Annotated in this window: 13 protein-coding genes; 10 read left to right on the top strand and 3 right to left on the bottom strand. The window is 39.2% G+C overall.

Translation table 11 applies throughout. The features are described 5' to 3' along the window. The first annotated feature begins 83 nt into the window (after positions 1–83). From trmD to dusB, 6 genes are all read left to right on the top strand, one after another. A complete protein-coding gene (gene trmD / locus B4Z47_RS11615) occupies positions 84–761 on the top strand; it encodes a tRNA (guanosine(37)-N1)-methyltransferase TrmD (RefSeq protein WP_070561607.1) in 678 nt (225 codons plus the stop codon). A 258-nt stretch (positions 762–1019) separates the two neighbouring features. Then, on the top strand, positions 1020–2423 hold the full coding sequence (locus B4Z47_RS11610) for an anthranilate synthase component I family protein (RefSeq protein WP_115046992.1): 1404 nt from the start codon (positions 1020–1022) through the stop codon (positions 2421–2423). Further along, entirely contained in the window at positions 2420–2713 is a 294-nt protein-coding gene (locus tag B4Z47_RS11605; RefSeq protein WP_070561610.1) for a chorismate mutase, read from the top strand. Before B4Z47_RS11610 ends, B4Z47_RS11605 begins: the two co-directional genes overlap by 4 nt. Further along, complete coding sequence (locus B4Z47_RS11600) at positions 2700–3275, top strand: anthranilate synthase component II (protein WP_070561612.1); 576 nt, start codon at positions 2700–2702, stop codon at positions 3273–3275. Before B4Z47_RS11605 ends, B4Z47_RS11600 begins: the two co-directional genes overlap by 14 nt. Positions 3276–3286: 11 nt before the next feature. After that, on the top strand, positions 3287–4069 hold the full coding sequence (gene trpC / locus B4Z47_RS11595) for an indole-3-glycerol phosphate synthase TrpC (protein WP_112373958.1): 783 nt from the start codon (positions 3287–3289) through the stop codon (positions 4067–4069). A 185-nt stretch (positions 4070–4254) separates the two neighbouring features. After that, on the top strand, positions 4255–5250 hold the full coding sequence (gene dusB / locus B4Z47_RS11590) for a tRNA dihydrouridine synthase DusB (RefSeq protein ID WP_070561616.1): 996 nt from the start codon (positions 4255–4257) through the stop codon (positions 5248–5250). A gap of 67 nt (positions 5251–5317) precedes the next feature. Here the strand turns inward: dusB and B4Z47_RS11585 are convergent, their stop codons facing one another. The 3 genes from B4Z47_RS11585 to B4Z47_RS11575 form a co-directional block, all read right to left on the bottom strand. Continuing rightward, positions 5318–6787, bottom strand: a complete 1470-nt coding sequence (locus B4Z47_RS11585) for a lipopolysaccharide biosynthesis protein (protein WP_115046990.1) — start codon at positions 6785–6787, stop codon at positions 5318–5320. A gap of 44 nt (positions 6788–6831) precedes the next feature. Then, positions 6832–7113, bottom strand: a complete 282-nt coding sequence (locus B4Z47_RS11580) for an acylphosphatase (protein WP_070561618.1) — start codon at positions 7111–7113, stop codon at positions 6832–6834. A gap of 118 nt (positions 7114–7231) precedes the next feature. Then, positions 7232–8407: an amidohydrolase family protein gene (locus B4Z47_RS11575; protein ID WP_070561620.1), complete on the bottom strand. Its 1176-nt coding sequence runs from the start codon at positions 8405–8407 to the stop codon at positions 7232–7234. A gap of 408 nt (positions 8408–8815) precedes the next feature. Here B4Z47_RS11575 and B4Z47_RS11570 point away from each other — a divergent pair, with 408 nt between their 5' ends. The 4 genes from B4Z47_RS11570 to ggt all read left to right on the top strand — a co-directional run bounded on the left by B4Z47_RS11570 (position 8816) and on the right by ggt (position 14025). Next, on the top strand, positions 8816–11251 hold the full coding sequence (locus B4Z47_RS11570; RefSeq protein WP_112373960.1) for a TonB-dependent receptor: 2436 nt from the start codon (positions 8816–8818) through the stop codon (positions 11249–11251). Between the two features lie 209 nt (positions 11252–11460). Further along, positions 11461–11919 carry a D-aminoacyl-tRNA deacylase gene (dtd, locus tag B4Z47_RS11565; protein ID WP_070561625.1) on the top strand — a complete coding sequence of 153 codons (459 nt, stop codon included), beginning with the start codon at positions 11461–11463 and terminating at the stop codon, positions 11917–11919. An 18-nt stretch (positions 11920–11937) separates the two neighbouring features. Then, positions 11938–12264 carry a nucleotide pyrophosphohydrolase gene (locus tag B4Z47_RS11560; protein WP_070561627.1) on the top strand — a complete coding sequence of 109 codons (327 nt, stop codon included), beginning with the start codon at positions 11938–11940 and terminating at the stop codon, positions 12262–12264. A gap of 60 nt (positions 12265–12324) precedes the next feature. Then, on the top strand, positions 12325–14025 hold the full coding sequence (gene ggt / locus B4Z47_RS11555; RefSeq protein ID WP_070561629.1) for a gamma-glutamyltransferase: 1701 nt from the start codon (positions 12325–12327) through the stop codon (positions 14023–14025). Positions 14026–14062 lie beyond the last annotated feature (37 nt).

Raw genomic sequence — 14062 nt, 5'->3', positions numbered from 1 at the left:
GTATATACACTTAATTTTGGCACAAAGATAAGCGAATCAATCTTATAAATAGACAATGGTGCATTTTTGTGTATCTTTGCCCCATGCGTTTTGATATTATTACGGTCTTACCTGACCTCTTGGAAAGTCCATTTGCACACTCTATTTTGCAACGAGCAAAGAACAAAGGCTTGGCTGAAATATATGTCCATAATTTAAGAGACTATTCAACAAATAAACACAAAAGTGTCGATGATTATCCGTACGGGGGCGGATCGGGCATGGTCCTTCAAATAGAACCCTTTGCCAAGTGTATTGAGGAATTGCAGTCTGAACGGGAATACGATGAGATCATTTACATGACTCCCGATGGTGAAACATTCAATCAGGATATTGCGAACGGATTATCGACAAAAGGAAATATGATGATTCTCTGTGGGCATTACAAGGGAATAGATCAACGTATCCGTGATATTTATGTAACAAAGGAGATATCTGTAGGTGATTATGTATTGTCTGGAGGTGAACTTCCAGCGGCGATTGTTACAGATGCTGTGATCCGTCTGATTCCCGGAGTTTTGTCGGATGAAACATCCGCGCTTTCAGATTCTTTTCAGGATGGATTACTTGATGCACCTATCTATACACGCCCTGCAGACTGGAAAGGCCACAAAGTGCCTGATATTCTCCTTAGTGGTCATGAGGCAAAAATCGCTGCATGGAAAGATGAACAACAGTTAAAAAGAACACAAGAAAGACGTCCTGATTTATTAAATGATTAAGAAATAAGGTGAATTTTTGTTTTTTTGTCACAAAAAGTTTGCTTATTTATTTTTTTTTATAAATTTGTGTAATAATGACACGAAGATATACAAATACAAATTGGTGGTGGCCTGAAGCAATAAGCATCGGGAACTAATTGGTATTGTCATAATATTTCATAATCAACCAAAACCATTTATGGAAATTCCAACCCCGATGCTGACCAGTATCGGGGTTTTTTTATACATAATTTACAAAAAGAAGATAAGACACAAAAAATGAAGTATACATTCAAAACACAAACCAGAAAGTTGCTTGCGGATACAACTACCCCCGTGAGCATCTATCTTCGTCTAAGAGATATCTTTCCAAACTCCTTGTTACTGGAAAGCTCCGACTACCATAGTCGCGACAACAACATAAGTTATATCTGTTGTCAACCAATAGCTGGAATCCAGCTCGATGAGGAAGAGCTGACGCTCACTTATCCGGGTAGAGAACGTATCGCAAAAAGTGCACACGAAATCGAATTACGTCAAGAAGTTTCCGATTTTAGAAATTCGTTCGAAGATCATACAATTGCTGAACTTAACTTGATCTCCAATGGCCTATTTGGTTACTTCACCTTCGATTGTATTGAACACTTTGAGGACATCAAACTCACAACAACGGTAGATCCAGCACGGAAAATACCGTTTATGCAATATCATGTTTACAAATATGTCATTGCCATCGACCACTTCCGTAATCAACTCTATATTTTTGAACATCTGCTGGACGACGAAGAATCAGAACTTGAAAGAATGCAGTTCCTTATTCAGAACAAAAACTTCCCTGAATATACCTTCAAACTAGCTGGTGAGGAAAGCTCCAATCGTACCGATGAAGAACACCGTCAGCTGGTCAAGAAGATGAAAGAGCATATCCAACGTGGCGATGTATTCCAGATTGTTCCATCCAGAGGCTTTAAGACACCATTCTCTGGTGATGAATTCAATGTCTATCGTGCACTCCGCTCCATCAACCCATCACCTTATCTTTTCTATTTTGACTACGGTGACTTTAAACTTTTCGGATCTTCGCCTGAGGCTCAACTGCGTATTCACGGAAAACAAGCGACGATTTTCCCTATTGCAGGAACATTTAAAAGGACAGGCAACATGGAAGAAGATCAAAAAATAGCCACCAAACTCAAAGAAGATCCAAAAGAGACTTCAGAACATGTTATGCTCGTAGATCTTGCCCGCAATGACTTAAGTAGACATTGTATCCAAGTTAAAGTTGAGTCCTACATGGAACCACAATATTACTCCCATATTATCCACTTGGTCTCTAAAGTAACGGGCACATTAAAAGATAATATCAATCCATTTGACATCGTAGGCGATACGTATCCAGCGGGTACACTTTCAGGTGCTCCAAAACATATGGCGTTGACACTGATTGATCGTTACGAAGGATTACAACGCTCATTTTATTCTGGTGCAATTGGATTCATGGGTTTTAACGGCGACTTTAATCATGCCATTATGATTCGTTCCTTCCTAAGTAAACAAAACACCCTACACTATCAGGCCGGCGGTGGTATTGTACTAGATTCAGATCCTGAAATGGAGCTACAAGAAGTAAATAACAAAATTGCTGCTCTACGAAAAGCATTACAATTAGCAGAAACATTATGATCAGACCATTGGAATACTGTGTCAACAAGCAACATATCCATGATTCGGTAGACACTATTGACAACCGCATCGTTGAGCTATTGGCATTACGAAAAACCTATATCGGTAAAGGTAAGGCCTTCAAGGATGAGCAAAACGAAGAGCAGCATATTATTCGGAACCTGGGCAGTAATTATGGAGTGCTGGCAAAAAGATTTAATTTGCCAACCGAATTTATTCAATCTATATTTCAGGAAATTGAAAATTATATTAATCAAGATTTTATAGTAAAAGGTTATGAGCAACAATAAAATAGTCGTTATAGACAACTACGATTCGTTCACTTACAACTTGGTCCATTTGTTACAGGAATTAGATCAAGAGTATGTTGTATGGAGAAATGATAAATTCAAACTGGAAGATATTGATGCTTTCGATAAAATACTTCTTTCGCCCGGACCAGGCATTCCGGAAGAAGCTGGATTATTGCTTGATGTTATCCGTACCTACGCTCCACATAAAAGTATATTGGGCATTTGTTTGGGCCAACAGGCGATCGCAGAGGTTTTTGGTGGTACGCTATTCAATATGGAAAAACCTTTGCATGGCGTAGCAACAAATATTACCGTTGTTGATGAGTCAGAAAAATTGTTTCGCGACTTCCCAAAAGATTCCAAAATAGGACGCTATCATTCTTGGGCCGTAAACAAAGACACCTTACCGGCTAGCCTCAAGGTAACGGCGATCGACGAGAATGGCATCATTATGGCCTTAACCCATACTGAATACGATGTAAGGGGAATGCAGTTCCACCCAGAGTCGGTATTGACCACAAATGGTAAGAAATTAATTGAAAACTGGTTAGGAATCTAACATCTAGAAAAATGACTATACTTGATAAAATCATTGAACGAAAAAAAATAGAAGTAGAACAGGCAAAAGCTTTAGTTCCTTTGGAGGAATTATTAAACTATCCCTATTTCAATGTGGCTTGTCTATCGTTGAGAGAATCTATTCTTGATCCTGAAAAAACAGGAATTATAGCTGAATACAAAAGAGCATCGCCATCAAAAGGAGACATCAATAGCACTTCAGCAGTGGAAGATGTTGTAAAGGCATACGAGGAGGCAGGTGCTTCAGCGGTGTCTGTTCTGACGGATGGGGAATTTTTCAAAGGCAATTTAGAAGATCTATCGAAAGCACGTAAGGCTATTAGCATTCCTATCTTAAGAAAAGAATTCATCGTCGATAAGTATCAGATCGCCGAAGCAAAAGCGTATGGCGCAGACATCATTCTTTTAATTGCAGCATGTCTGAAAAAGGAGGAAGTTCAGGAATTTGCAGCCTATGCACATCAATTGGGTTTAAATGTCTTACTTGAGGTGCATAACGAACAGGAACTGTTGGATAATCTTTTTGATGACATTGACGCAATCGGTGTTAATAATAGAAATCTGAAAGATTTTTCAGTCGACATTCAGCATTCCTATGATCTCCTAGACAAAATACCAACAGAATATATTAAAGTATCTGAGAGCGGCATAGCTGATCCTTCGACAATTAAAGCCTTAAAAAAAGCTGGATTCCAAGGTTTTCTAATTGGTGAAAATTTCATGAAGACAGCCGATCCTGGACAAGCCATCAAAGACTTTGTAAAAGAAATATAGGGAAATCGAACCCTGACAGCAGGACGGCTATCCTCTCCTTTAATTATCGATTTGGCGGGCTTAGCGATTTGAACAGTCAACGTTCGACAGGGTCTGAAGAGATCAAAAATAGGCTTTAAACTCGTGACAGTGAGTTAACTTTATACTAATGCCAAATTTTGTACCTTTGTAAAAAATTATCGAAGATGTCGGTCAAGATTGGTGAAAATATTGATTTGGGTAAATTCCCTTTGTTATTAGCTCCGATGGAGGATGTAAGTGATCCTCCGTTTCGCTATGTGTGCAAACAGAATGGTGTTGATTTAATGTATACTGAATTTATTTCTTCGGAAGGGTTAATTCGGGATGCTGCAAAGTCAATTCAAAAATTGGATATTTTTGAGTATGAACGTCCTATTGGCATTCAGATCTTCGGTGGAGATATTGAAAGTATGCGTCAATCTGCTGAAATCTGCACAAAAGCAGGACCTAATTTAATCGACATCAATTACGGCTGCCCAGTTAAAAAAGTAGTCTGTAAAGGAGCTGGTTCATCCCTGCTACAGGACATCGATAAAATGGTTGCAATGACAAAAGCTGTCGTTGAGGCTACGGATTTACCCGTAACGGTGAAAACACGTCTTGGTTGGGATGACAACACAAAAAATGTATACGAAGTTGCTGAAAGACTACAGGATGTGGGGATCAAAGCACTGGCTATTCATGGACGTACGCGCGCACAATTGTATAAGGGTCAGGCGGACTGGTCCATGATTCGGGATATCAAACGTAATCCGCGTATCAAAATCCCAATTTTTGGCAATGGCGATGTAGACTCTGTCGAAAAAGCTGCGGCATGGCGCCAGGAGTTTGAAGTGGATGGCATTATGATTGGCCGTGCAGCAATCGGATACCCTTGGATCTTTAGAGAAATCAAACATTTTTTCAATACTGGCGAACGTTTAGAAGGACCTACCATTGCTGAACGTGTCGAGGTTTGCCGAACACATCTCAACAAATCCATCGAATGGAAAGGTGACAAATTGGGTATTTTTGAAATGCGTAGGCATTATGCGAATTACTTCAAAGGAATCCCCAACTTTAAAGAACACCGCATGAAATTAGTCAGCTTACAAAGCCAGGCAGAGATTCTTGAGGTACTTTATGAAATTGAACACAATTTCTCCGCAGAAATGGTATAATACTGAAGTCTACAATTTATAAAGAAAAAGGTCGTGCTAAGTTAACATTAGCACGACCTTTTTTCTTTTAGGCATCTTTCTTGATAAATCGCTTGAGCTGATTTCGTTCCATCAAAAATACACCTCCCAGGTAAGCGATTAAAAGTCCATTACCAATAAAAACATTATGATGAAATACAAAGTAAGAAAGGTAGGAGAAACATATTCCCGCAAATATATACATCAGGATCTTTCCCAATTTATAAGGTATAGGGTAATGTTTTTGCCCCCATACATAAGATAGCACAACCATAGCAAAGTAGGCTAAAAATGTGACTATTGATGCTCCCACATAGCTGTATCTCGGAATCAGATAATAATTTGCCACGATGGTTATTCCTGCGCCTACCAATGAAATATACAAAGCGTACCGCGTTTGATCAGAAAGCTTATACCATACCGAAAGATTCATATAAATCCCCAGCAGCACATAATTGAACAGCAACAAAGGAACAATGAAAAGTCCAGACCAATATAAGTCACGTGTTTCCACATTTCCTTTAATAAAATACTTCAGCCAGTCAATATTCGCTGTAATCCCCAACATAACTAAAATCATGGCAATGACGAAATATTCCATAATTAACGCATAGGTCTTTTTCGCATTTGCATTTTTTGCATAAGAAAAGAAAAATGGCTCTGCCCCCAATCGAAAAGCCTGAACAAAAATACTCAGAAACATCGCCAATTTTCCAACGGCTCCATAGATCCCCAAATCGCGATCACCAATATCCTTAGGCAGGTAGATTGGCAATACAATTTTATCTAAATTTTCGTTGATGATATAAGAAATATTGGCTATTAAAATCGGAAAGCTATAGGATAGCATCTTTAAGATTAGCTGCTTTTCGGGTTTAAAATAAAAACCTCTCATTTCAGGCAGAAGAAATAGAAAGGTCGCTGCACTTGCCACAATATTGGAAATAAATACATAACCTATCCATTCATTTCTGTACCAACCGGAACACCAAGAGCCCAATGCACCTCCATCTTTTATCAAATAGGGAACCAGAGCAATAAAGAATAGGTTAAGAACAACCATAATACCGATATTGGCCAATTTAATAGCACCAAATCGGATAGGCCTTCCCTCCGATCTCAATTTCGCAAAAGGAACAATAGCTAAAGCATCCAATGCCAATATGAGGGCAAAATACTTCACATAGCTCTCGTAATCGGCATTGTAAGTTCCCTTATTCAACCAACCACCAATAGTGCCAGCAAAGACAATGGCCGTTATAAAAAATAATGTTGCCAGAGTGGCAATGACGATAAAACTATTATTGAAAACCTGCTTCTTATCCTTTTCTTCGACTTTTTGGAGAAACCTAAAAAAAGTAGTTTCCATACCAAATGCCAAAACGGCATTGATCATGGACGCCCAGGCGTACATATTGGTAAATATTCCGTAGGACGCAGGTGGATATTTGAGGACATAGAGTGGCGTCATAACGAAATACAGCATACGTGCTATAATCGTACTCAGGCCATAAATCATGGTCTGTCCAGCGAATTTTTTAAGTACTGACAAGGTGAAAAGACTTAAGATTGAACTCTTTTAACTACTTCAAAATTGGAAAAGCCCTTCATTTCGCCTTCCTTTACTTCAACACTTTCAACAATTGCACCCTCGGGCCCTTCTTGGCAGAACTCCAACAGTGAATCTAGTGCAAACTCGTCGCCCTCGCCCTCAATATAGACAGAACCATCTTTTAAATTGACAACAAAGCCCCTAACACCAACTTGATCTGCAACCGCCTTGGTTGTCAATCTAAAAAAGACTCCCTGTACTTTACCTCTTATTGAAATATTCAAATGTTTCATCTGTAACTTATTTTTTCTTCCATCGGTCAGATGGAACTTACCATGACTATAGTTCCGTTATTATAGTCATGGACGGTTCAATAAGAGCAAAAGTACAGAAGTTTTGGGGAATTAAATACTACGCTAAACGTTTTACCTTAACATCTTCATGTAGGCGCATGTGTTCCATACCTTGCAACAATACAATCCCAGGCTTTTTACCCACTTCAAGTGAGCCAAATTCATCCTCAATGTTCAACGCGATCGCACCATTAATCGTAGCCCATTGAATAGTCTGCAAGAAATCGAGATCCTCAAAGTGCGCATGCAATACCTTTAGTTCCTCCAAAATGGATAATGTATCATTTGAAGCTAAACTGTCCGTTCCGATTACTAAACGCTGTCCGGCATTCATAAAATTCTGAACCTTTGGTAATGTTCCTTCAATATAAAGGTTGGCTTTTGGACAAAGACACCACATCACATCACGATCCATGCGCTCTACAAAATCCAGATCTTTAAGAGAAGTATAGGTATTATGAACCAACAATAATTTATTGGGATATGGCAAATAAGGAAGATAGGACTGAATCGAATTTCTTGCCTGCGCCTTAATCGCATCGGCGTTTTTTCCTATACTTTTATAAAAGTCCAGGAACTCCCCCATTTTATAACGAAACAGTTTATTCTCCTCTTCACTTTCTTGATTGTGGATACTGATAATATTTGTTTCCGGAACCATCTTCTTGAATTTTTTGAAAAGTACTTTCGAACAAGAATATGGCGCGTGTGGCGTAATGGATACATGCCCATTCCTAAACTCTTGAGTCAACGATTTAGCCTCTTTTAACTTAAAGTCAGCTTCGTCAGGTTCAATTCCGAGCACCTCCACAAACGTATGATATAAGATCTGAGAATCTTCCTTCAGTTTCGAGGAATTATCTGTGTTGGCATGATCTCCGACTGCAACAATACCATTTTCATACATCTCTCGATCGGCTTTTGCCATAGCGTCGTCTATTTTTTTCATCGACGCCGACCGCGTTGTCATCACCTTACTAAGAAAACTCGGAAGTCCCGTACCTTTAGGGACAATACCTTTCATATGCGACAATTCAATGTGGCAATGTGCATTGATAAAACCTGGAATTATCACTCCTTCATATCTCTCAACCTTCGTTTTGTCTGAAGGTGTAAATGAAGTTGGGTCATAGATACCTTGAATTACCCCCTCCTCATCTACCGAAACAATACCATCTTTTATTGGCATTGAAGTAATCGGCAGAATATAATTAGCGCTTAAATATTTTAACATTTTATCTCCTCACTATCAATTTAGTAACTAAAAATTTTTGACCTGTATGAATACATACCTCTAGTAGAAAAATTCATGCCAAGGTACCTAAAAAGAACAATAAATACCAAAAACAACAATTTGCACAAATTTTTAACCAAAAAGAAATAAAGCCGTAAATCCACTCTTTTGTATTTGTCATAAATTACTTCTTTATACTTCATTTCAATTTTAAATTTATATATTCGCAGCATCGAATAGGGGTGCCTTGTTTTGTCAGGAACACAAATAAAGGCTGAGATTATACCCAACAGATTAAATTCTGTACACCTGATCCAGATAATGCTGGCGTAGGGAGAGGTTAGTTAAATAGTGCGGTCATAGTAACCCCTTGCTATGATTTGTTTAACTCAAACAAAATACATTACCATGATCAAATTTTTGATTTGTAGCTCCTTAGCTACTATTTCAAGTCAAATTGCCATTGCGCAACAAAATCTGACAATTAAAGCTGTAGACAATACCAATCAGACTCCCTTACAGTACGTTTCCATATCCATCGATGGACAAGCATCCTTCGCTGGCCAATCGGACAAAAACGGACTGATTAAACTATATCGTATCAATACAGGTAAGCATCAGATTCAGGTATCTTCTCTTGGATATAAAACATGGAGCCGAAATGTGGATATTAAAGACAATTTGGAACTTACGGTAGCATTAGAACCTAGTACAATTCAAATGGAAGAGGTCCTTGTTCAATCTACCCGTGCCAAAAGAAATGCTCCTACAACCTTTAAAAACATCTCCAAAGAAGAAATAACACGTAACAATCTCGGTCAGGATATCCCATTTCTTTTAAATCAGACCCCGTCCGTGCAGGTAAATTCCGATGCCGGTGCGGGTATAGGTTATACAGGAATGACGATCAGGGGATCCGACAATCAACGAATCAACGTAACACTCAATGGAATCCCCTTAAATGATGCAGAGAGCATGGGTTCCTTTTTTGTAAACCTTCCCGACTTTGCCTCTTCTACCGAGAGCATCCAAGTTCAGCGTGGTATTGGGACCTCGACGAATGGCGCCGGATCATTTGGAGCCTCATTAAATATCCAGTCCAATACTCTAGTAGAAACCCCTTACGCAGAACTCAACAATTCATTTGGCTCTTATAATACTTGGAAAAATACGGTCAAAGTCGGTACCGGACTAATTGACGACAAATTTGCCTTCAATGCCAGATTATCTCGAATAAGTAGCGATGGTTACATCGAAAGAGGTAGTTCAGACTTACAATCTTTCTATGTGGACGGAGGGTATTATGGCAAGAAACATATTTTAAAAGGAATTGTATTCTGGGGAAAAGAAAAGACCTATCAAGCCTGGAATGGCGTTCCTGAACCATTGATTACAGGAGATCGGTCGCGCATGGATGATTATGCAGATAATGCACTCGAAATTTCCGGTGCCGAGAAGGATCGTTTCATGAACGCTGGCCGTAATTATAACCTATACACGTATAACAATCAAACAGATAATTATACGCAGAAACATCATCAACTTCATTATACCAATATACTGAACGACAAATTGACGCTCAATACAGCCTTACACTATACAAGAGGTTATGGTTACTATGAAGAAATGAGACCGGGAGATAAACTAAGTAAATACGGTTTGCCTAACGTCATTATTGGTAAGGACACCATTCAAAAAACAGATCTTGTCCGCAGGAGATGGCTGGATAATTATTTTTACGGAATGACTTATGCTCTGAATTACAGGCCGAACGATCAGCTTGAAATTACTTGGGGTGGAGCTTATAATCAATATAAAGGAAAACATTATGGCCAGGTGATTTGGGCACAATATGCATCAACAGGATTTCTTGACGACAAATATTATTTTGGGAAATCACAAAAAAATGATTTCAGCAATTTCTTAAAAATCGATTACAAACTAGACAAATGGATATTAATGGCCGATATTCAATATCGGAATGTAGATTACCACATGTATGGTGATGATGATAAGGTAAAAAATTATAATTATCATCCTAAGTTTAATTTCCTGAATCCTAAAGCCGGTGCAACTTATCTGCTAAATGACCATTCAAATGTATACGCTTCTTATGCCTTTGCACAAAAAGAACCTGTCCGAAAGGATTTTATAGAGAAAAATAGCGCCTTACCAGATCCTACCCCAGAGAAAATGCAGGACATTGAATTGGGCTATCGTTTTACAAATGAAAAATTCAACATCGGATTAAATGGATATGGCATGTTTTACAAGGATCAGTTGATCCCAACAGGTGAAATTAGTGATACAGGCTCTCCAATTCGACAAAATGTCAATGATAGCTATAGAATAGGTCTTGAATTCGATGGATCATGGAACATCAGCAAGCAGTTCAATTGGAAAGCAACAGCTAGTTTCAGCCAAAATAAAATTAAGGACTTTGAAGAGGTCATCGGCGATACAAGGATATTTTATTCGAAAACAAACATTGCTTTATCACCGGGAACTATTTTGTCAAGTAATTTCTCTTATAGTCCAATAACATCACTTACATTTTCGCTTCTATCCAAATTTGTAGGAAGACAATACCTGGATAATTCTTCTGCAAAAGAGAGAAGCATTTCCGCTTATTTTGTCAACAATCTGTTAGCAAACTATAACTTTACAGCATTAGGTATCAAAAACATCAGTGCAACCTTACAGGTCAACAATATACTGAACGAGAAGTACGAGGCCAATGGCTACACCTTTGGCTGGATGGAAGGAGATACCCGGAAGTATTATAATTTCTATTTCCCACAAGCCCCAACGAATTTCTTACTGGGCTTGAATTTCAAATTCTAAACCACCCTTTATAAAAGCCTCCTGATTCCAAACGCATTAGTAGCTGGGAAGGCGGACTGAAGGTCGCTTCTGATCAAATCCTTTAGCATAATTAGCGTCCCTTTTTCCTTCGGGAGAAAGGGACGTTTCTATATATACCTTGGAGAAAACTGAATTTCCCATCGTGTTTGACAATCGGAATTTTTACCTTTGGTTTTATACTTTTCACTATGCGCGCAGTTATACAACGAGTTACCAAAGCTTCTTGTACGGTAGATAATCAGATAACAGGCCAGATCCAGAAGGGTCTAATGATTTTATTAGGAGTTGAAGAAGCAGATACAACGGAAGATCTGAAATGGTTAGGACAGAAGTTCATCAACTTACGCATCTTCGAGGATGAACAGGGTATGATGAATAAGTCGATACAAGATGTAGACGGAAATATCTTACTCATCTCACAATTCACGCTCTTTGCTCAAACAAAAAAAGGAAACAGGCCTTCCTTTATCAGAGCAGCAAAACCGGACAAAGCCAAACCAATGTATGAAGAGATGGCTTTACTGCTAAGTCAATTGCTCCAAAAAGAGGTTCAGCTTGGCATATTCGGAGCCGATATGAAAATCGACCTACTGAATGATGGTCCAGTTACCATCGTCATGGACACAAAAGATAAGGACAACTTTTAATTTTTAATTGAACACAAGATGACTATTAAAGAAGCACAAGAGATTATTGACAAATGGATCAATAGTACCGGAGTACGTTATTTCAACGAGTTGACAAACACCGCCATACTCATGGAAGAAGTCGGTGAAGTTGCCCGAATAATGGCTCGGCAATACGGAGAACAATCTTTCAAAAAGTCAGACAAAGAAGTTAATTTAGCAGATGAAATGGCCGATGTATTATTCGTTTTGATGTGCCTTGCCAATCAAACGGGAATTGATCTAACAGCGGCTTTGGAACAAAATCTTCAAAAGAAATCAATTCGGGATGCCGACCGCCATAAAAACAACGAAAAACTTAAATAACCAAGAGTAGTATTGTTTGTACACCTCTTTGAGATAATATTTAATTTTAAATCGCGTACGATGTATAAATTCATAACCTATTCGCTCATAGCAAGCATATGCTTTGCCTCTTGTGCGACAAGACAGCAGCTAAATACTAAGGTTGAGCAGGCCAGTACTTTTAATAAGGCTGCCGTTGTCACAGCACATCCTTTGGCTTCAGAAGTCGGGGTAAAGATTTTAAAACAAGGTGGGAATGCAATAGATGCTGCAGTTGCCGTACAATTTGCTCTTGCAGTTGTTTATCCCAATGCAGGAAATATTGGCGGCGGTGGCTTTATGCTCTACCGCGATCATCGGGGTAATTTAGATGCCTTAGATTTTCGTGAGAAGGCTCCCCTAAAAGCATCCCGGGATATGTATCTCGATGCCCAAGGCAATGTTATTCCGGAGTTGAGCCTTTATAGTCAATTGGCCTCTGGTATCCCTGGATCTGTTGCTGGTATGTGGGAAGCCCACAGAAAGTACGGCAAATTACAATGGAAAGATCTCGTACTCCCAGCAATACAGCTAGCCAGAACAGGGTTTAAAATCAGTCAACGACAAGCCAATGAGTTTGAAAGCCATAAAGAGCGTTTTGTCAAACTGAATCCCGCTGGTGCTGCAATTATCAAAACCACAGTTTGGCGAGCAGGTGATCTATTTATCCAGGAGGAACTTGCAAAAACACTGGAAAGAATCGCAATCGAAGGCCGAGACGGTTTCTATAAAGGTAAAACGGCCGATTTAATTGTTGCCGAAATGGACAAAGGGAAAGGCATTATTAATCATCAAGATCTACTGGATTATCAGGCACTTTGGCGTACCCCAATTTCCACAAATTATAGGGGCCACAAAGTTATTTCCATGCCACCACCTTCGAGTGGGGGAACATCTCTTTTAGCCCTGCTCAAATCAGTCGAACAGTTTCCACTTCAACGCTGGGGCTTCCAAACCGATTCAACCATTCGTGTTATGGTCGAAGCTGAACGCTATGTATATGCCAATCGGGCTAAATATTTAGGAGATCCTGATTTTATTAAGGTACCTGTCGAACAGCTTATTGACTCAAGCTCAAATGCGCATAAACTCCATTCAGTCAATTTCCATAAAGCGACATCAAGCAAAGATGTCAATGCAGATGTCATTCCGGGTTATGAAAGTGAACAAACGACGCATTTCAATATTGTAGACGAGCAAGGGAATGCAGTATCCATTACAACAACACTTAATGATTCTTATGGCTCAGGAGTATTTGTGGAGGGCGCAGGTTTTCTCCTAAATAATGAAATGGACGATTTCTCCGTAAAGACCGGTATCCCAAACATGTATGGGCTTACTGGGGAAAAAGCGAACGAGATTCAGCCCGGCAAAAGGATGCTCAGCTCCATGACACCCACTATTGTAGAAAAAGATGGCAAACTATTTATGGTTGTAGGAACCCCTGGAGGATCAACCATCATTACCTCTGTTTTTCAGACCATCCTCAATGTTATTGACTTCCGACAAAATGCCCAATCAGCTGTGAGCCTGCCAAGATTTCATCATCAATGGCTTCCTGATCGTATTGACGTTGAAAATAACGCAATCGATGTCAATCTACGTGATCGATTGACAAAAGATGGCTATACGATAAATCCGAGAGGGACAATCGGCCGCGTGGAGAATATACTTGTATTACCAAATGGTAAATTACAGACAGGAGCCGACCCGCGTGGAGACGATACGGCAAAAGGCTATTAAAGAACAAAAAGAAAGGCTCATTTGGAATTCCAAATGA

The sequence above is a fragment of the Sphingobacterium sp. UBA2610 genome, from assembly GCF_002339225.1.
Taxonomy (GTDB): Bacteria; Bacteroidota; Bacteroidia; order Sphingobacteriales; family Sphingobacteriaceae; genus Sphingobacterium; species Sphingobacterium multivorum.
This window is presented reverse-complemented; position numbering and strand designations above follow the sequence as displayed.

Excerpts from the sequence above, each read along its gene's own strand:
- trmD (WP_070561607.1), top strand. The coding sequence starts at position 84 with ATGCGTTTTGATATTATTACGGTCTTACCTGACCTCTTGGAAAGTCCA.
- B4Z47_RS11610 (WP_115046992.1), top strand. The coding sequence starts at position 1,020 with ATGAAGTATACATTCAAAACACAAACCAGAAAGTTGCTTGCGGATACA.
- B4Z47_RS11605 (WP_070561610.1), top strand. The coding sequence starts at position 2,420 with ATGATCAGACCATTGGAATACTGTGTCAACAAGCAACATATCCATGAT.
- B4Z47_RS11600 (WP_070561612.1), top strand. The coding sequence starts at position 2,700 with ATGAGCAACAATAAAATAGTCGTTATAGACAACTACGATTCGTTCACT.
- trpC (WP_112373958.1), top strand. The coding sequence starts at position 3,287 with ATGACTATACTTGATAAAATCATTGAACGAAAAAAAATAGAAGTAGAA.
- dusB (WP_070561616.1), top strand. The coding sequence starts at position 4,255 with ATGTCGGTCAAGATTGGTGAAAATATTGATTTGGGTAAATTCCCTTTG.
- B4Z47_RS11585 (WP_115046990.1), bottom strand. The coding sequence starts at position 6,787 with ATGATTTATGGCCTGAGTACGATTATAGCACGTATGCTGTATTTCGTT.
- B4Z47_RS11580 (WP_070561618.1), bottom strand. The coding sequence starts at position 7,113 with ATGAAACATTTGAATATTTCAATAAGAGGTAAAGTACAGGGAGTCTTT.
- B4Z47_RS11575 (WP_070561620.1), bottom strand. The coding sequence starts at position 8,407 with ATGTTAAAATATTTAAGCGCTAATTATATTCTGCCGATTACTTCAATG.
- B4Z47_RS11570 (WP_112373960.1), top strand. The coding sequence starts at position 8,816 with ATGATCAAATTTTTGATTTGTAGCTCCTTAGCTACTATTTCAAGTCAA.
- dtd (WP_070561625.1), top strand. The coding sequence starts at position 11,461 with ATGCGCGCAGTTATACAACGAGTTACCAAAGCTTCTTGTACGGTAGAT.
- B4Z47_RS11560 (WP_070561627.1), top strand. The coding sequence starts at position 11,938 with ATGACTATTAAAGAAGCACAAGAGATTATTGACAAATGGATCAATAGT.
- ggt (WP_070561629.1), top strand. The coding sequence starts at position 12,325 with ATGTATAAATTCATAACCTATTCGCTCATAGCAAGCATATGCTTTGCC.